The 18,093-nt window shown below is 58.4% G+C and carries 15 protein-coding genes; 12 read left to right on the top strand and 3 right to left on the bottom strand.

Annotation, left to right across the window (positions count from 1 at the left end; genetic code table 11):
- Window positions 1-119 precede the first annotated feature (119 nt).
- The gene (locus PMI01S_RS25940; protein ID WP_031318906.1) at window positions 120-815 is read right to left on the bottom strand and encodes a pirin family protein; all 696 of its coding nucleotides are present in this window, start codon (window positions 813-815) and stop codon (window positions 120-122) included.
- 237 nt (window positions 816-1,052) lie between these two features.
- On the opposite strand from PMI01S_RS25940, the gene PMI01S_RS25945 reads away from it, so the two are divergent.
- On the top strand, window positions 1,053-3,527 hold the full coding sequence (locus PMI01S_RS25945; RefSeq protein WP_084322958.1) for a UvrD-helicase domain-containing protein: 2,475 nt from the start codon (window positions 1,053-1,055) through the stop codon (window positions 3,525-3,527).
- A 120-nt stretch (window positions 3,528-3,647) separates the two neighbouring features.
- Here the strand turns inward: PMI01S_RS25945 and PMI01S_RS25950 are convergent, their stop codons facing one another.
- Window positions 3,648-3,920 carry a DUF1652 domain-containing protein gene (locus PMI01S_RS25950; RefSeq protein ID WP_084322959.1) on the bottom strand — a complete coding sequence of 91 codons (273 nt, stop codon included), beginning with the start codon at window positions 3,918-3,920 and terminating at the stop codon, window positions 3,648-3,650.
- Between the two features lie 263 nt (window positions 3,921-4,183).
- On the opposite strand from PMI01S_RS25950, the gene PMI01S_RS25955 reads away from it, so the two are divergent.
- From PMI01S_RS25955 to PMI01S_RS25975, 5 genes are all read left to right on the top strand, one after another.
- Complete coding sequence (locus PMI01S_RS25955; protein ID WP_084322960.1) at window positions 4,184-4,999, top strand: AraC family transcriptional regulator; 816 nt, start codon at window positions 4,184-4,186, stop codon at window positions 4,997-4,999.
- Between the two features lie 50 nt (window positions 5,000-5,049).
- Window positions 5,050-6,456: an NAD(P)/FAD-dependent oxidoreductase gene (locus PMI01S_RS25960; RefSeq protein WP_084322961.1), complete on the top strand. Its 1,407-nt coding sequence runs from the start codon at window positions 5,050-5,052 to the stop codon at window positions 6,454-6,456.
- A 31-nt stretch (window positions 6,457-6,487) separates the two neighbouring features.
- The gene (locus PMI01S_RS25965; protein WP_084322962.1) at window positions 6,488-6,829 is read left to right on the top strand and encodes a cupin domain-containing protein; all 342 of its coding nucleotides are present in this window, start codon (window positions 6,488-6,490) and stop codon (window positions 6,827-6,829) included.
- Between the two features lie 47 nt (window positions 6,830-6,876).
- Window positions 6,877-7,962: a polyamine ABC transporter substrate-binding protein gene (locus PMI01S_RS25970; protein WP_084322963.1), complete on the top strand. Its 1,086-nt coding sequence runs from the start codon at window positions 6,877-6,879 to the stop codon at window positions 7,960-7,962.
- Window positions 7,963-8,154: 192 nt separating this feature from the next.
- The gene (locus PMI01S_RS25975; protein ID WP_084322964.1) at window positions 8,155-8,634 is read left to right on the top strand and encodes a hypothetical protein; all 480 of its coding nucleotides are present in this window, start codon (window positions 8,155-8,157) and stop codon (window positions 8,632-8,634) included.
- 19 nt (window positions 8,635-8,653) lie between these two features.
- Here PMI01S_RS25975 and PMI01S_RS25980 read toward each other — a convergent pair whose 3' ends face one another.
- Window positions 8,654-9,310: an MliC family protein gene (locus tag PMI01S_RS25980; protein WP_084322965.1), complete on the bottom strand. Its 657-nt coding sequence runs from the start codon at window positions 9,308-9,310 to the stop codon at window positions 8,654-8,656.
- A gap of 412 nt (window positions 9,311-9,722) precedes the next feature.
- On the opposite strand from PMI01S_RS25980, the gene PMI01S_RS25985 reads away from it, so the two are divergent.
- The 6 genes from PMI01S_RS25985 (at window position 9,723) to PMI01S_RS26010 (ending at window position 18,066) form a co-directional block, all read left to right on the top strand.
- Window positions 9,723-11,180 carry a serralysin family metalloprotease gene (locus PMI01S_RS25985; RefSeq protein WP_084322966.1) on the top strand — a complete coding sequence of 486 codons (1,458 nt, stop codon included), beginning with the start codon at window positions 9,723-9,725 and terminating at the stop codon, window positions 11,178-11,180.
- 75 nt (window positions 11,181-11,255) lie between these two features.
- The gene (locus tag PMI01S_RS25990) at window positions 11,256-11,642 is read left to right on the top strand and encodes a protease inhibitor Inh/omp19 family protein (protein ID WP_159439533.1); all 387 of its coding nucleotides are present in this window, start codon (window positions 11,256-11,258) and stop codon (window positions 11,640-11,642) included.
- An 80-nt stretch (window positions 11,643-11,722) separates the two neighbouring features.
- Complete coding sequence (locus PMI01S_RS25995) at window positions 11,723-13,489, top strand: type I secretion system permease/ATPase (RefSeq protein ID WP_084322967.1); 1,767 nt, start codon at window positions 11,723-11,725, stop codon at window positions 13,487-13,489.
- Window positions 13,486-14,820, top strand: a complete 1,335-nt coding sequence (locus PMI01S_RS26000; RefSeq protein ID WP_084322968.1) for an HlyD family type I secretion periplasmic adaptor subunit — start codon at window positions 13,486-13,488, stop codon at window positions 14,818-14,820. The genes PMI01S_RS25995 and PMI01S_RS26000 overlap by 4 nt, the downstream gene beginning before the upstream one ends.
- 2 nt (window positions 14,821-14,822) lie before the next feature.
- The gene (locus tag PMI01S_RS26005; protein ID WP_084322969.1) at window positions 14,823-16,190 is read left to right on the top strand and encodes a TolC family outer membrane protein; all 1,368 of its coding nucleotides are present in this window, start codon (window positions 14,823-14,825) and stop codon (window positions 16,188-16,190) included.
- A gap of 28 nt (window positions 16,191-16,218) precedes the next feature.
- Window positions 16,219-18,066, top strand: coding sequence for a polyurethane esterase (locus PMI01S_RS26010; protein ID WP_084322970.1), 1,848 nt, complete (start codon window positions 16,219-16,221; stop codon window positions 18,064-18,066).
- Window positions 18,067-18,093: the final 27 nt, after the last annotated feature.

Raw genomic sequence — 18,093 nt, forward strand, 5'->3', positions numbered from 1 at the left:
CGCCACAATTCCGCTGTCCAGTCCTGAAACAGGTGCAAACCTTATTCAGGACGGGACAAGCATGTAAAAAAGGGGCGACCATTTCCGGTCGCCCTTTTTTTTGCGCTTCATTTACCCAATCAAGCCAGGTCAACCAAAACGATTTCACTGTCCTCAATGGCCGTCACCCGCAACACCTGCTCATCGGCCACAGCAACACCGTCTCGAGCTTGTGCGCGCAACCCATTGACTTCAATGACACCGGTGGCCGGCACCAGGTATGCACGACGGCCGCTGTCCAGCCGATACTCGGCAGACTCGCCGGCCTTCAGGTTCGCTGCCACCAGCCGTGCATCCGCACGAATCCGCAGGCTTTGGTCGTCGCCGCTCTTGCCGCTGGCCAGGGTCACGAAACCTTCGCGCTGGCCTTTAGGGAACGGCTTGGCGCCCCATGACGGTGCCAGACCGGTTTCGTTCGGGATGATCCAGATCTGGAAGATTCTGGTTTCGGTGGCTTCCAGGTTGTACTCGCTGTGTGCGATCCCGGTGCCGGCACTCATGACCTGAACGTCACCCGCTTCGGTGCGGCCCTTGTTACCGAGGTTATCTTCGTGAGTAATCGCGCCTTCACGAACGTAAGTGATGATCTCCATGTCCCGGTGAGGGTGTTTCGGGAAGCCGGTGCCGGAGGCGATCACGTCATCGTTCCACACCCGCAGGTTGCCCCAGTTCATGCGTTTTGGGTCGTGGTACTCGGCGAACGAAAAGTGGTGATGAGCATCCAACCAGCCATGGTGGGCGCCGCCCAGGGAGTTGAAAGGTCTGAGTTCGAGCATGATCGTCTCCTGAAATGGGTTTTGATGGCGAGCATCATCCATCAGGCATCGATCGATAAAAAGCGTAAAAAGTGCCTCAATACCATCGAATAAGTTGATATCAAATAACCTCGAAACATTCTCACCCAGCCTTCACTTCATCGCATAAGCCAATGACCTGTAAGCATTTCACTAGAACTGAACGGCAAATGCAGACACCATAGCCTTCAACAGCCTCACACCCTGGAGTCAGCCCGCGTGCCGCAACACACCCCCGATCTTCCTCCTGAACTTCGTCCCCTGGCCGAGATGCCGCTGCTCAAGCGTCTTGCGGCCCGGTTCTTCGGCCATGGCCTGACCCGGCTGCGCGCGCAGCACCGCGCCTCATGGCTGCATGGCCAGGCTGATGGCTTTCGCAGCGGTCACATCGCGGGTGTGGATTATGGCTATAAGGAAGGCAAGCTCGAAGGGTTGGAGGAAGGTCGGCAGGTGTTGCTGATCCGTGACTCGCGCTCGACCGAACACCGCGCGCCCAACGTCGACGACAACTTGTTCGATGATTGGCGCCTGCCCTTGAGTGCGGACTTGAAAAAACGCATGAAGGCCGACGTTGCCCGTTTCCTGCCAGCCCATTCCCAACCCAGTGCCGCGCAGTGGAAGATGATCTTCAGTGACACGCCATCGACGTCGGTGATCGCCGGAGCGGGTGCGGGCAAGTCCACCACACTGGTGTTGCGTATCTTGCTGCTGACTCACTATTTGGGTTTCGAGCTCGATTCGATGACCGTGGTGACGTTTACGCGGGAGTCGCGCAAGGACTTCATCAATAAGCTGATCGAGTTGTTTGCGCTCTGGGGCCGGTCACTCAGCTTCAAAGAGGCGCGGGATCTGGTGCGCACCTTCCATTCGCGAATCCTGCCGATGGTGCGCAGTCTGCCGGGCTTCGAACGGCTACAAGCCTTCGAAAACCTCAGTCATCGCCCACAAAATGGCGATGAGGAAGCCGACAGCAATCCGTTCGACCTGCGTATCAATGACGCTCAGCGTCAGCAGCTCAACGCCTGTTACCACAGCCTGCACACCCGCGATGAGCGTTTCCGCGAGCTGATCAAACCGTTATCCCGCCATGCCTTGCAGCTCAAGGAATTGGAGCGCGATCACCCGGATGTGCAAAAGCGCATGGCCGTGACCGAACTGGCGGCCAAGCGTGATGAAGAACTGTGCGATTTCATCGAGGACTTGTGGTTCCGCGCCGGTGCCTGGCCGATCAAGGGCATCGAGCCCAATCGTCAGTCGTTCGATATCAATGGCTCGACGTTTCACTGCCATGGCTATATTCCAAGCCTGGACGCCTGGGTGGTACTGGGGTTCGATCCACGGGAAAATCCGCAGGTCAGCCGTCCGAATGCCAAGCTCAGCGTTCGCGCCGAGTGGGCTGTGAAACGAACACTGTTTCAAGCTTTCTGTCGTAAACCATTGATATGGCTCGATAGTTACGAATCATCAAAGCGTGTTTTGGCCTCGCTGGCAGGGGATGCCAGCGCCGGGCCGGGGTTCGATTACAAGGTCAAGGGTGAACTCGGTTCCGCGCCGTTGCTCGACTGTTTCGTTGCAGCGGCCGGGTTTATCGAGAACCTGGGGCTGGATGTTCCGGGCGCCGTTGGCCAGATGAGTTTCGCGAAGGACGACCCGGACCGTTTTTTCTTCGAAGCCCTGAGCCTTTACTGGCGAGCACTGGAAGATCATCTGCTGGATCAGAAACCGCCGGTGATGACCTACAACCGCATGTTTGCCTTGTTCAGCGAGCACTCCCCGGAAAATCAGAAGCTGCTGAGCGATGAATTGCTGCGGCCCCTGTCGCACCTGATGATCGACGAATTTCAGGATGTCTCGCCGCAGATCGTTTCCTGGATTCGTGCCAGCCTGACGGAAATTCGCAGTCGTGGCCCGGCCATGCACGTCGGTCGCGGCGCACAGCGTTCGTCGCTGCTCTGCGTGGGCGATGACTGGCAGTCCATTTATGGATGGCGCGGCAGTTCGCCCACGTACTTCATGGAATTCAACAAGGAATTCCCGTCGCCGAGCACCACCAGGGTCATGCTCAGTGACAACTACCGCAGCCATCAGCACATCATCGATGCCGCCGAACATATCGTCCGCGCCGCACCGGCGATCGCCGGGAAAAAGGCCAAGGCCAGCGGCGAGCCGAGGTCGCTGCTTCCGGTCAATGTGCTGGATCGCGACGATCAGGGCATGGCCAAGCGCTTGATGGATCACTACAGAAAGGGTGATTCAATCTTGATGCTTTATCGAAAAAGTAGCGATAAGTCATTGATAGAAGAGCATATTCAGTCTGTAGTTAATGTTGATTCTAGCTTGCCGTACGAATCGCGACGGCTGAAGCAACTGACCTACCACAGCGCCAAAGGCCTTCAGGCCGATGCCGTGTTCTTGCTCGGGGATTGTCAGCACCTGACCAGTTCGCCTTACAAGAATCAGGTCTACCGCATGGCGGGTCTCGGCAAACCGGGCGACAACGAGGCGTATGACAACGCCCAGAAAGACGAGATCCTGCGACTGGCTTATGTCGGCATCACCCGGGCGGTGAGCCATTGCTACTGGTATGTCGACGGCCAGGACACTCAAGCGGCGAACCTGCCCAAGGCTTCCGACCGGATTGGCAAGGGCAAAGCGTTTTTTGCCGATCATCGCGCAGGCAAGACATCGGCGTAAGCCTTGAAAGATCGCAGCCTCGTTTCACTCGACAGCTCCTACAGGGTTACGCATTCCCTTGGTAGGCGCTGTCGAGTGAAACGAGGCTGCGATCATTTCTAAAAAAAAGCGGTTCAACCTTCAGGCATAACTCCTGAGGGCTGCCGGTGGAATGAAAGACTCCAGCTCATCCTCCACCGCTTCGATGATGCGTTCTACATCCGCGGCATTCATGACCGTTGCGCATGGAATACCGGCGATGGCGATCATGGTCTCGCCACTGGCGCGGTCAAACAGACGGGCGATCATGCTGCCCGGTGCGTCCATGGTCGCCTCAAAACCCATGGGATGAAAATGCCAGCGCATCAGCTGGCAGGCGTTTGGAAAGGTGACCTTACTGAACCCTTTATTCATATGTTGCCCGCCTTCTTCATCGAGCGCTTCCGTTAGCTCATGTTAGGAGGGAAGAGCCTTCATTGGCTCAACCGGTGACTGCATTTAAAAGTAGCATCCGTATGTGAAAGGAATGTGGATTTTTCAGGCCGTTTAGCGATTGGTTCAGTTTTTTTTGATTCAGGTCACAGCGCTGCGTTTGTTAGGCGAAAGGCCAGTATCGAATCGACGTTGAAGCCGGGGCTGAATTTCGGCAAGCTCGCTTTTTTCTCATCGAGACCTTTATGCCCGCCGATGACGATGGTCCGTTGCAAACCCAGGCCACGAGCGAGACGGTCATGCGCTATCACCTGCGCTGGAAACACCGGGACCTGGACGGGGTCATGGCGCTGTATCACCCGGATGTTCAGTACAACGACTTTTTCCAGAACCGAGTGATGGGGCTGGACGAGTTGCGCGAGTACGTGCGCAGCAGCATGCCGCGCGATCCCGATGAAGCGCTGGAGCACTCGGACCGCATTCGACTGGACGGCAACACGGCATTCATTCAATACCGCATTACGCTGCGCGGCGGTGAAGGGCTGGTGTCCTTTCGAGCCAGTGAAGCGATTACCGTGCGCGACGGGCTGATCTGGCGGGTCAATGAATACGCCTCGCTGGTGCATGAGCGGCCCGTCAGCAAAACCGCCAACAATCAGCGTCCAGCCGCCAGCCGGCTCGGGTTGTCGCCGCGTCAGCTGAGTTTCATGGCGCAAGACCTGCAACAGTATTTCCAGCGTCAGCAGCCTTATCTGGATCCCGAGCTCGACCTGCAACGGGTGGCGAAGGAGTGCGGTTACAGTCGCAACCAGATTTCCTATCTGCTGAATCAGGTGCTGGGCCAGAGTTTCTATCGCTACGTTAACCAGGCGCGGTTGCAGCATCTGCTTGCCGCGCTGGACACCGCCACGCCGCCGCTACGGATCGATGAGCTGGCGTTTGCAGCCGGCTTCAATTCGCTGTCGGCGTTTTACAGCTGCTTCCGCCAGCACACTGGCCTGTCGCCGAAGGCCTACGCCAAACAAATTTCTTTGCGTGCACGCGCGCAAGACAGCCTCTGAGCCCACGCACTAGGATCGACGCCATCGAAACTTGAGTGGCGGAGTCCTGCATGCCGGCGTGGCGCAAAATCAGTTTGTGGATGGACCAGCTCGACGAGACCTTGTTGGCGCGTCCGGCGCTGGAGCAGGATCTGGACGTCGATGTCGCCATCATTGGCGCGGGATATACCGGCCTCTGGACCGCGTACTACCTCAAGCGCCTGGCGCCGGGCCTGGACATCGCCATCATTGAAGCGCAGACCGCCGGTTTCGGTGCCTCGGGCCGCAACGGCGGCTGGCTGATGGGCAACATCCTCGGCGAAGACCGCTTGCTGGCGGATCTGCCCGCTGAACAGCGCCGCGCCTCTTATGATCTTCTGCACAGCATTCCGGATGAAGTCGAGATTGTCATCGAACGTGAAGGCATCGACTGCGATTTCCGAAAAGGTGGTGCGCTGTATTGCGCCGCGCGCTATCCGGAACAGGAAGCCAGCCTGCGGCACTATCTGGACAAGCTCTACCGACAAGGCCTGACCGAAAGCGATTACCGCTGGCTCAGCCCGGAGCAGTTGGCGCAACAAATCAGAATTGCCAAGCCTTATGGCGGTATCTATGCACCGCACGTCGCGACCCTTCATCCAGCAAAACTGGTGCGAGGACTGGCTCGGACGGTGGAACGCATGGGCGTCAGGATTTACGAAAACAGCCCGGTCACCCATTGGCAGTCGGGCAGCCTGCGCACGGCGAAAGCCGCGGTACGCGCTCGCTGGATCGTTCCGGCGGTAGAAGGTTACGCAGCCACCTTGCCACCGTTGGGCCGTTACCAGTTGCCGGTGCAAAGCCTGATTGTGGCGACTGAGCCGCTGTCCGCTGCCACTTGGGACGAAATCGGCCTGAGTCGCGGCCAGGCGTTTGGCGAAAGCAGCCGCCAGGTCACTTACGGTCAGCGTACGGCGGATAACCGTCTGGTGTTCGGCGCGAGGGGCGGCTATCAGTTCGCCGGCAAGCTGCGCCATGACTTCGACCTGACCACCAGCGAAGTAGAGCTGCGCCGTTACCTGTTCGGCGAACTGTTCCCGCAACTCAAGAACGTACGGATCACTCACGGCTGGGGTGGCAACCTTGGCATGTCCCGGCGGTTCAAGCCGCACATGCTGTGTGATCAAGCGAGCGGCATAGCGATTTCTGGCGGCTATGGCGGGGAGGGTGTCGGCGCCAGCAACCTGGGCGGGCGAACCCTGGCCGATCTGATTCTGCAGCGCGATACCGGGCTGGTTCACCAGCCGTGGGTCATCCCTCAAGGCGGTCTCGATGCGCTCAAAGCCTGGGAGCCGGAACCCTGCCGCTGGCTCGGCTACAACGCGATCATCCGCAGCTTCGTCCATGAAGACCAGACCCTGGCCAACCCGGCGACTGCACCCTGGCGGCGCAAACTGGCCAGCGGCGTAGCTGGGTTCATGGAAGGTTTCATGCAGTAAACGGCGGCTCTCTACATCCAAAGGTATTCCCATGAGCATCACGCAATTCAAGAACACCGCAACGCTGAAGCTGGACGAATCAAACCCGGTCGCCATGCCACTGGGAACGCCCGTGGCGGTGGCGTCCACCACCAGTGTCGAACGCGACGATGGCGTCGAAACCGGCATCTGGGAATGCACCCCCGGTCGCTGGCGCCGGCAGATCGTGGCCCAGGAATTCTGTCATTTCATCCAGGGACGCTGCACCTTCACTCCGGACGATGGTGAAACCCTCTACATAGAAGCCGGCGATGCACTGATGTTGCCAGCCAACAGCCTCGGGATCTGGGACATCCAGGAAACCGTGCGCAAGACCTACGTTCTGATTTTTTGATCCTCTGATTGCCTGCCAACAACAATAACCCCCACAGGAATCCACTCATGATCCGAAAGACCCTGGCATTGGCCCCATTGGCGCTCGTCGCCTCCTTCAGTCACGCGGCCGACACCGTCAAGATCTACAACTGGTCTGACTACATCGCCCCGGACACCACCAAAAACTTCCAGACAGCGACCGGCATTGGCTTTAGCTACGACGTCTACGACAGCAACGAAACCCTCGACGGCAAGTTGATGACCGGTAAATCCGGCTACGACGTGGTGTTCCCGTCCAACCACTTCATGGCCCGGCAGATTCAGGGCGGGGCGCTGAAAAAACTCGATAAAAGTCAGTTGCCGAACTGGAAAAATCTGAATCCGGTCTTGCTCACGGCTTTGCAGACCAACGATCCGGGCAACGAGCACGGCTTCCCGTATCTATGGGGCAGCACCGGCATCGGCTACAACATCGCCAAGGTCAAAGCCGTGTTGGGCGATAACGCCCCCGTGGATTCCTGGGACCTGATCTTCAAGCCCGAGAACATGGCGAAGCTGCAGAAGTGCGGCGTGGCGATCCTCGACAATGGCCCGGAATTGCTCCCGGCGGCGCTGAACTACCTGGGCCTGCCGCATCACAGCAAGAACCCGGAAGACTACAAAAAGGCTGAAGCGCTGCTGATGAAAGTCCGGCCTTATGTCAGCTATTTCCACTCGTCCAAGTACACCAGCGACCTCGCCAACGGTGATATCTGTGTGGCCGTCGGTTTCTCCGGGGACATCCTGCAAGCCGAAAACCGCGCGAAGGAAGCCAACAACGGCGTCGACATTGGCTATGCGATTCCCAAGGAAGGCGCTGCGATCTGGTTCGACATGGTCGCCATGCCCGCCGACGCCCCGGACGAAAAAGCCGGTTATGCCTTCATGAACTACCTGCTGCGCCCGGACGTCATGGCCAGCATCAGCAACTACGTGCATTACGCCAATGGCAACGAACAGGCTGACAGACTGATCGACCCGGCCATCAAGAACGACACCAAGGTCTACCCGAGCCCGGAAATGATGGGCAAGTTGTTTGCACTGGAAGCGATGCAGCTGAATGTAGACCGGATCCGGACACGGGTTTGGAACAAGATTCGCACTGGCAGTTGAGGTAACGGGAGTTGTCGTCCCGGCGCTGGTACTCCCGGCGCCGGACCTTTGGTAAAAGGCATTTGATATGCCGAACAAGTCTTGAGGCCTGTCATTTTTATCAGGTTTATCTGCGTCATTTTTGATTTGTAATGATCAGGTGAGCAGTAGCTCGCTACCGCAAAAGCGGTTACCCAATCAAAGGGAAATGACATGACAAATGATCTGAACAAAAAATTTCAAGCGCCTGTGCAAACACCACTCGCCGGTACGATGAAAGGGACCATCACGCCGACGGATGCTCCTGACAAAAAATTCGACTACACGAGTACCGTGGTAATACGTAGATCACAGAATGGCATCATGCGTGTAGAGAGTAAGATGACAGTGCAGGACGCCGATACCCCGGTTCACGTGGAATTTCAGCTCGTCGGCGAAAATGCACCCTCGAAGACATACAGATTTGACGATCCAGAGGTTGAAGCTCTTTTCATTTATAACCCTTATGATCCCTTCTATACATTCAATGCCATAAGCGGCTATATCACCCTTGAAAACCATACCCCGGAGTCAAGAATCACTGGTGTCTTGGACTTCACAGCGGAAGCGGTTGTGGGGTGGCACCAATATCATGTAGAGATGGTATTTGAGGTGACAGGAGTTACAACTGTGACCCGCCCCGGCAAAAATTGACAGGTTGTCTGTTGCGCGATCAGCCCGTCTGCTCGACGGTACAACTCATTAGCGCAGAACCCGGCATCTGGAAAAAGGCCTCGTTGCCGTCTTGCCAGAAGCTGTAGTTGCCCCGGTTATCCCTGGCGCTGTATCGGGTCTCGGAATCATTCGGCACCTGGGTGAGGGTGACAGAGGTATTCGCCCATTTCAGGTATACGACACCCGGCTCGACGTTGAAGAACGTGGCGGCAATCAACGCGTTTAACCCTGTGCAATGCAAGGCGACGGGACCATCGGTGAGCCTGTACGGATCCTTGGTTCGCGCAATCGCCGAACCCTGACGGAGCTGATGCGCACGCTCGGCATAACTTCGAATTGTGCATGCCTTGGGCTCTTTGTCGGCTGCACACTGATTGCGGGCGTCGACCCAGAATCGCTGGTCGATCTCGACTTTGTCAGGACGCGGCACTGAATGATCGTCCGTGAGTGCCAGGCGATAAAGGCGCGTCAGTTCGATCTCCATCTGCTTCAGTTGGGGGTCGCGACAGATCAGTTTCTCGACGGCTGCGCTGGCCCTGGCACAATCGAAGCTGGTCGCCAGGACCGTAGAAGTCCCGGCCTTTGCACAAAGGCTGGTCGTCGCGCACGCGCTGGCGGCGATGAGAGCGGCCAAAAAGGGCGTGACCATTTTCATTTCGGCTTCCACCCGGATCGTCTATGAGCTTCGCGAAGAACGATAACTCGGTATTTCAGTGTGGTCACATTCCTCGAAAAGTCTAATTTTCACTGATCGAACTGTACGAAGCAGAACTTGAATAGTCGGACGATTCTCATTCGGGCAACTTACCTTTATTTAATATTTAAATTGTCGATTGTCAGACAATGCGCTGAATCGTTATTTTTATATTCCATGCTTTTTCGATGCGCCTATTGTTTTCGGGCACTTTCCCAAACACACAAACTTAACGTCAAAAAAGTAGTGGACGTTTGATTTCAAATTGTGTCAGTTTTCTTTCGCCTTCATTGGGCGAGTGATAGGACGATCTCGCCAGAGATTGTCGCTATCTGACTAAAACTGTTCCATAGCAATACAAGGAAGTGTGTTTATGTCGAAAGTAAAAGGTAACGCTATTGAGAGTGCCGAACTGGCCTTTCAGCCCTTGCAAGCGTTGGCTGCCCCGAGTTCCGCGTTCAATCAGATCAATAGTTTCAGCCATCAATACGACCGTGGCGGCAACCTCACGGTCAATGGCAAACCGTCGTTCTCCGTCGATCAGGCAGCCACCCAATTGCTGCGCGACGGTGCTGCCTACCAGGACAAGGACGGCAGCGGCAAAATCGAATTGACCTACACGTTCCTGACCTCGGCCTCGTCGAGCACCATGAACAAGCACGGGATCACCGGGTTCAGCCAATTCAGTGCGCAGCAAAAAGGCCAGGCCGTGCTCGCCATGCAATCCTGGGCCGACGTGGCCAACGTCACCTTCACGGAAAAGGCCACCGGCGGCGACGGTCACATGACCTTCGGCAACTACAGCGGTGGTCAGGACGGCGCAGCGGCATTCGCTTATTTGCCCGGCACGGGCGCAGGTTACGACGGGACTTCCTGGTACCTGACTAACAGCAGCTACACGCCTAACAAGACCCCGGACCTGAACAACTACGGCCGGCAAACCCTGACCCACGAAATCGGTCACACCCTGGGCCTGGCCCATCCCGGCGACTACAACGCCGGTGAAGGCGCACCGACCTACAACGACGCGTCCTACGGGCAAGACACCCGCGGCTACAGCGTCATGAGTTACTGGAGTGAAAGCAACACCAGCCAGAACTTCAGCAAGGGCGGTGTCGAAGCCTATTCATCGGGCCCGCTGATGGACGATATCGCTGCCATCCAGAAACTCTACGGCGCCAACACCACCACCCGGACCGGCGACACCACCTACGGTTTCAACTCCAACGCCGGTCGCGACTTCCTCAGCGCGTCCTCGTCGTCGGACAAGGTCGTGTTTTCGGTGTGGGATGCGGGCGGCAAGGACACCCTGGATTTCTCCGGGTTTACTCAAAACCAGAAGATCAATCTCAATGAAGCCTCGTTCTCCGACGTTGGCGGCCTGGTGGGCAACGTGTCCATTGCCAAAGGCGTTACTGTGGAGAACGCTATCGGCGGTTCGGGCAATGATTTGCTGATCGGTAACGGTGTCGCCAACGAGCTGAAGGGCGGTGCCGGCAACGACATCCTTTTTGGTGCGGGCGGTGCAGACAAGTTGTGGGGCGGCGCCGGTTCGGACACTTTTGTGTTCGCGGCCAGCAGCGACTCCAAGCCGGGTTCGGTCGACCAGATCCTCGACTTTGTCAGCGGTCTGGACAAGATCGACCTGACCGGTATCACCAACGGCGCAGGCCTGCATTTCGTGAGCGCATTCACGGGTGCGGCGGGCGATGCAGTGCTGACCACCTCTGGTGGCAACAGCCTGTTGTCGGTGGACTTCTCCGGGCATGGCGTGGCTGACTTCCTCGTCAGCACCGTGGGCCAGGCGGCGTTCTCGGACATCGTGGCCTGATTCAAGGCAAAAGGAGGGCGGTGCCGAAAGCGCCGCTCTTTGCCCCTTGAGCCACAACCCTGAGTAAAACGCCTTATGATCCCTGACGCTTTTACCTACAAAGCAACCGCGTGGCTGTTCGCGACGCTCATGATTTTTTTTGGAGATGTAGCCATGGCAAGCAGCCTGAAGTTGGCAGACCCGTCGGAGTTGGCGGGGAAATGGCGGGTGACGCAGCAGGACGACCCGTCGAACGTTTGCCCCCTGGAATTAAAAGCTGACCAGAACTTGGGCGACGGCACCGAATGCCTCGCTGGATGGCTGGGAGAGGAGCCGATCGGTTGGTTTCCTGAGCCCGACGGCATCGCGCTCACCGGTAAGGAAGGGTCGAAGATTGTGTTTTTCAGTCGTCAGCGTGACGGACTGTATCGAGGCACTTCGAAGACCGGGCGGGTCATTACACTTGAGCACCCGCTGCATTAATCGAAACCCTACAAGTTGTAATTAAAGTGTAAGTAACGACCTCGCCAGGCAGGCGAGGGATAACACCTCAGGAAGAGCGCATGAAGATGGCTAAGAACCCGGTCACCGTGCCGTTAATTATGGCGCTGGGTGATTACAAGAGCATTCTGATCAGCGTCGGCTGTTTTACGGCGCTGATCAACATTCTGATGTTAGTGCCCTCTATTTACATGCTTCAGGTTTATGACCGGGTATTGTCCTCACAAAATGAAACCACGCTGGCCATGTTGTCGCTCATGGTCGTCGGGTTCTTTGCGTTTATCGGTTTGCTGGAGATTGTTCGCAGTTTCATCGTCATTCGTATCGGCAGCCAACTGGAGCGCCGCTTCAACCTGCGGGTGTATCAGGCGGCTTTCGAACGCAACCTGTTCAGGGGCGAGGGCAACGCCGGGCAGTCGCTGGGGGATCTGACTCACATACGCCAGTTCGTCACCGGCCCGGCGCTGTTTGCCTTCTTCGACGCACCTTGGTTTCCGGTGTACCTGTTCGTGATTTATCTGTTCAACGTCTGGCTCGGCGTGTTTGCCACGGCGGGCGCGGTATTGCTGATCGGGCTGGCGTGTCTCAACGAGGCGATGACCAAAAAGCCGCTGGGCGAAGCGGCTTTTTTTTCCCAGAAGTCCAGCCAGATGGCCACCAGTCACCTGCATAACGCGGAAACCATTCAAGCCATGGGCATGCTCGGTGCCTTGCGCCATCGCTGGTTCCAGGTGCATTCGCGCTTCCTCGGCCTGCAGAACCTGGCCAGTGATACCGGCGCAGTCATCAGTTCCCTGAGCAAAACCCTGCGCCTTTGCCTGCAATCACTCGTGCTGGGACTGGGTGCATTGCTGGTGATCAAGGGCGACATGACGGCCGGGATGATGATCGCCGGCTCGATCCTGATGGGGCGTGTGCTGAGCCCCATCGACCAGTTGATCGCCGTGTGGAAACAGTGGAGTGGCGCGAAACTCGCCTACCGACGTCTCGACGCGCTGCTACAAGCCTTTCCACCGAGCGACGACGCCATGGCGTTGCCGGCGCCGAAAGGGCAGATCACCTTCGAACAGGTCAGTGCCGGTCCTCCCGGCCAACGGGGCGCGACCTTGCACCTGGTCAGTTTCCAGCTCGGTGCCGGCGAAGTGCTGGGCGTGCTGGGTGCCTCCGGTTCCGGCAAGTCGACGTTGGCTCGAGTATTGGTCGGCGTGTGGCCGACCCTCGGCGGCACCGTGCGGCTGGACGGTGCCGACATCCATCGCTGGAATCGCGACGAACTCGGTCCCTTCATCGGTTACTTGCCGCAGGACATCGAACTGTTCAGCGGCAGCATCGCGCAAAACATCGCCCGATTCCGTGACGCCGACCCCCAAAAAGTTGTGGAAGCGGCGCATCAGGCGGGCGTCCATGACTTGATCCTGCGCCTGCCTCGGGGCTACGACACGGTGCTTGGCGAGGATGGCAGCGGTTTGTCCGGTGGTCAGAAACAGCGTGTGGCACTCGCGCGAGCCCTGTATGGCAAACCGAGCCTGGTGGTGCTGGATGAACCGAATTCCAACCTCGACACCGTCGGCGAAGCCGCATTGGCCGGCGCGATTGCGCAAATGAAAGCCCAGGGCACCAGCGTGATTCTGGTGACTCACCGTTCTTCGGCGCTGGCCCAGGCCGACAAATTGCTGGTGCTCAACGATGGACGTTTGCAGGCGTTCGGCCCGAGCCAGGATGTGCTCAAGGCGCTCGCCGGCGCTCAGGAACACAAGCCAGCGCAGGCACCGGCCGGGCTGAGCATGAGCCGGCAGTATCAGTCCTCGACAAGGAGTTCGGGCGTATGAGCAACACTAGCGAAGCCACCCTGGAACACGATTACATCGCCGAGCGCCCTGAACGCGATGCACGCTATTTCGCCCGCGCGGGCTGGATACTGGCGATTGTCGGCGCCGGCAGTTTCTTTGCCTGGGCCAGCCTCGCGCCGCTCGACCAGGGCATTCCCGTGCAAGGCACGGTCGTGGTCTCCGGTAAACGCAAAGCCGTGCAATCGATGAGCAGCGGCGTGGTCAGCCAGATTCTGGTGCGCGAAGGCGAGGTGGTGAAGCAGGGTCAGCCATTGTTCCAGCTCGACCGCACGCAAGTCGCCGCCGACGTGCAATCCCTGCGGGCCCAATACCGCATGGCCTGGGCCAGCCTGGCACGCTGGCAAAGCGAACGGGACAACCTCGGGCAGGTGAGTTTTCCTGCCGAACTGAGCACCGATCCTGACCCGCGCCTGGCACTGGTGCTGGAAGGTCAGCGGCAGTTGTTCAGCAGTCGCCGCCAAGCGTTTTCCCGCGAACAGGCCGCCTTGCGCGCCAGCATCGAAGGCGCCGGGGCGCAACTGGCCGGCATGCGCCGCGCCCGTTCGGACCTGACGGCTCAAGCCAGTTCGCTGCAACAACAGTTGGGCAATCTCCAGCCGCTGGCAGACAACGGCTACATTCCGCGCAACCGGTTGATGGAGTACCAGCGTCAGCTATCGCAAGTTCAACAACAATTGGCAGAAAACACCGGAGAAAGCGGCCGGGTAGAGCAGGGGATCCTCGAATCGCGCCTGAAGCTGCAACAACACATCGAGGAATACCAGAAAGAAGTCCGCACCCAACTGGCCGATGCGCAGCTCAAAAGCGTGACCCTCGAAGAGCAACTGACCTCTGCCGGATTCGACCTGCAACACAGCGAGATTATCGCCACCGCCGACGGCATTGCGGTCAACCTGGGTGTGCACACCGAAGGCGCCGTGGTGCGTCAGGGCGAAACTCTGCTGGAGATCGTCCCGCAAGGCACACACCTGGAAGTCGAAGGGCACTTGCCGATCAACCTGATCGACAAGGTCGGCACGCACCTGCCGGTGGACATCCTGTTCACCGCGTTCAACCAGAGCCGCACCCCGCGCGTGCCCGGCGAAGTCAGCCTGATTTCCGCCGACCAGATGGTCGATGAGAAAACCGGCGTGCCGTATTACGTGCTGCGCAGCAGCGTCAGCGATCAGGCCATGGAAAAACTCAACGGTCTGGTGATCAAGCCCGGCATGCCTGCGGAAATGTTCGTGCGCACCGGCGAGCGCTCTCTCCTCAACTACCTGTTCAAACCGCTGCTCGACCGCGCAGGTTCCGCGTTGACCGAGGAATAAGGATGTTCCGCTGTATGAATAAGCTTTCCCTTTTTGCAGCGAGTTTCGCGTTGCTGACCTGCAACACTTCAATGGCCATGGGCCCGTTCGACATTTACGAACAAGCGTTGCGCAATGATCCGGTGTTTCTCGGTGCCATCAAGGAACGCGATGCCGGCCTGGAAAATCGCGCCATTGGCCGCGCCGGGCTGCTGCCACACCTGGGTTACACCTACAACAAGGGCCGCAACACCTCCAAGGTCACCTACCTCAATGAGCGCGGGCAAAACCAGCGAGATGATCGCAACTACAGCAGTTACGGCTCGACCCTGACGTTGCAGCAGCCGTTGATCGATTACGAAGCCTATGCGGCGTACCGAAAAGGCGTGGCGCAATCGCTGTTTGCCGACGAAGCCTTCCGTGGCAAGAGCCAGGAGTTGCTGGTACGCGTGCTGGAAAGCTACACCCAGGCGCTGTTCGCCCAGGACCAGATCGACATTGCACTGGCGAAAAAGAAAGCCTTCGAACAACAGTTCCAGCAGAACGAACACATGTTCCGTCAGGGTGAGGGCACGCGCACCGATATTCTCGAGGCGCAATCCCGTTACGAACTGGCGACCGCCGAAGAAATCGAGGCGCGCAATGAGCAGGATGCGTCCTTGCGAGAGCTCGGCGCGCTGATTGGCGTGCCGGCCATCGACATAGCAGACCTGGCGCCGCTGGACCAGAACTTCCAGACCTTCACCCTGCGACCCGCCCGCTACGACACTTGGCACGAGATGGCCGTGGCAAACAACCCGAACCTGGCTTCACAGCGCCAGGCCGTGGAAGTGGCGCGTTACGAAGTCGAACGCAATCGCGCCGGGCACCTGCCGAAAGTCAGTGCCTACGCGTCGGTGCGGCAGAACGAATCGGAAAGTGGCAACACCTACAACCAGCGTTACGACACCAACACCATTGGTATCGAGGTCAATGTGCCGCTGTATGCCGGCGGCGGGGTTTCCGCCTCGACGCGCCAGGCCAGCCGCGCGATGGAGCAGGCTGAATATCAGCTTGACGGTCAGACCCGGGAGACGCTGATCGAGCTGCGTCGGCAGTTCAGCGCGTGCCAGTCCGGGGTGAGCAAATTGCGGGCCTATCAGAAAGCCCTGACGTCCGCCGAAGCCCTGGTGGTCTCGACGAAGCAAAGCATCCTTGGCGGCGAACGGGTCAACCTCGATGCGCTCAACGCCGAACAGCAGCTCTACACCACACGCCGCGACCTGGCCCAGACCCGGTACGACTATTTGATGGCCTGGATCAAGTTGCATTACTACGCCGGAACCTTGAGCGAGCAGGAGCTGGCCAAGGTTGACGAGGCGTTTGGGCGAGGCCGCCGCAACGATCTCTGACAATTCCAACAAAAAAAGAGGCTTTACCATGGGTGTTTACGACTACAAAAACTTCGGCCCGGCAGATTCAAAGGCGTTGTTCACGGACGCCATGGCGATCACGCTGTATTCCTATCACAACCTCGATAACGGCTTTGCCACCGGTTATCAGCACAACGGCTTTGGCCTTGGCTTGCCGGCGACGCTGGTGACCGCGCTGATTGGCGGCACCGATTCCCAGGGCGTCATCCCCGGCGTGCCATGGAATCCGGATTCGGAAAAAGCCGCGCGGGAGGCGGTGCAGAAGGCCGGTTGGACGCCCCTTACTGCGACTCAGCTGGGCTATGACGGCAAGGTCGATGCCCGCGGAACGTTTTTCGGCGAGAAGGCCGGCTACACCAGCGCGCAGGTGGAAATCCTCGGCAAGTACGACGCCCAGGGCCATCTCAGTGAAATCGGCATCGCCTTTCGAGGCACCAGTGGGCCACGGGAAAGCCTGATCAGCGATTCGATCGCGGACGGGATCAACGATCTGCTCGCCGCATTGGGGCCGAAGGATTACGCGAAGAACTACGTGGGCGAAGCGTTTGGCGACTTGCTGGGCGATGTCGCGGCATTTGCCCGGGCCAATGGCTTGTCGGGCAAGGACGTTCTGGTCAGCGGCCACAGCCTCGGCGGCCTGGCGGTCAACAGCCTGGCGGACCTGAGCAACGACAAGTGGGCCGGGTTCTATAAGGACTCCAACTACATTGCCTATGCGTCGCCCACCCAAAGCAGTACCGATAAAGTGCTCAACGTCGGTTATGAGAACGATCCGGTGTTCCGTGCGCTCGATGGCTCATCCTTCAACCTGTCGTCGGTGGGCGTCCACGATGTCCATCAGGACTCGGCGACCAACAACATCGTCAGCTTCAACGACCATTACGCCTCGACGGCGTGGAATGTGCTGCCGTTTTCCATACTCAATATCCCGACCTGGATTTCCCACCTGCCCACGGGTTATGGCGATGGCATGTCCCGGGTGCTCGAGTCGAAGTTCTATGACCTGACCAACAAGGACTCAACCGTTATTGTCGCGAACCTGTCCGACCCGGCGCGCAGCAACACCTGGGTCCAGGACCTCAATCGCAACGCCGAGACCCACAAGGGCAGCACCTTCATCATTGGCAGCGACGACAACGACCTGATCCAGGGCGGCAAGAGCAACGACTACCTGGAAGGCCGCGATGGCAATGACACCTTCCGCGACGGCGGTGGCTACAACATCGTGCTGGGCGGCAAGGGGAGCAACGTGCTGGACTTGCAACAGTCAGTGAAAAACTTCGATTTCGCCAATGACGGCGCCGGCAACCTGTACATCCGCGATGCGCAGGGCGGCATCAGCATCACTCGTGACATTGGCAGCATCGTCACCAAGGAACCGGGGTTTCTCTGGGGGCTGTTCAAGGATGACGTGAGCCACAGCGTTACGGCCAACGGTCTGGCGGCAGGAAACAACCTGACTCAATACGCTTCGACACTGAAGGGCGGGGCGGGCACCGATACGCTGAAAGCTCACGCGAGCGGTGATTGGTTGTTTGGCCTGGAGGGCAACGACCATTTGATCGGCGGTCAAGGCAATGATGTGTTCGTCGGCGGAGCGGGAAATGACCTGATGGAATCGGGCGGCGGGATCGATACGTTCCTGTTCAGTGGTGCGTTCGGTCATGACCGGGTGGTGGGCTATCAGGCGAATGACAAGCTGGTGTTTCTCGGGGTTCAGGGTGTCGCGCCGAACGATGACTTTCGGTCCCATGCCACGGTTGTGGGGCACGACACGGTGCTGACGTTTGGCAATGATTCGGTGACCTTGGTCGGGGTGGGGCTGGATAGCCTGGGCGGCATTGTTATTGCCTGAAGGTAATGTGGCGCTTGTAAGGGCCTC

The sequence above is a fragment of the Pseudomonas migulae NBRC 103157 genome (assembly GCF_002091715.1).
In the GTDB taxonomy this organism is placed as follows: domain Bacteria; phylum Pseudomonadota; class Gammaproteobacteria; order Pseudomonadales; family Pseudomonadaceae; genus Aquipseudomonas; species Aquipseudomonas migulae_A.